Consider the following 589-nt stretch of genomic DNA (forward strand, 5'->3'; position numbering starts at 1 on the left):
CAATCGCGGCAATCATTTCCTCGGAGCCGTTGCCAACCACGATCTGCTGCGCGTCACAAGCGAGCTTGTGCGCCAGGGCGGCGCGCAGGGCGGTGCAGGCCGGATCGGCATAGCGCCAGGGCTCATAGGCGGCGGACGCCAACGCCTTCATGACCGCCGGCGAGCAGCCCTCGGGGTTTTCGTTGCTGGCCAGCCGGGCAATGTCGTGCTGGCCGCTGATGGCGCGCGCCACCTCCACGTTCATGCCGGCGTTGTAGGGCGGCAGGGCCGCGACATGGGGGTTGAAGCGCAGGCCGTGAGGCACGTTGTCAGGGGCAGAGTTTTTCATGAAGGCAGTCCGGAAAAAGGGGCAAATCGNGGGCAATGTCGTGCTGGCCGCTGATGGCGCGCGCCACCTCCACGTTCATGCCGGCGTTGTAGGGCGGCAGGGCCGCGACATGGGGGTTGAAGCGCAGGCCGTGAGGCACGTTGTCAGGGGCAGAGTTTTTCATGAAGGCAGTCCGGAAAAAGGGGCAAATCGTCAAAGATCAAGCACCAGGTTGCCCTGGGGCCGGGCGCAGCAGATCAATACCTGTCCGGCGCCGGGGTC

At 65.6% G+C, this 589-nt stretch carries 1 pseudogene; it reads right to left on the bottom strand.

Annotated elements, in window-relative coordinates:
* Positions 1-328 (bottom strand): annotated as a pseudogene (locus QZH66_RS18145) (hypothetical protein); the annotation flags it as partial.
* Positions 329-589: the final 261 nt, after the last annotated feature.

The sequence above is a fragment of the Stenotrophomonas sp. YIM B06876 genome, from assembly GCF_030711595.1.
GTDB lineage: Bacteria > Pseudomonadota > Gammaproteobacteria > Xanthomonadales > Xanthomonadaceae > Stenotrophomonas.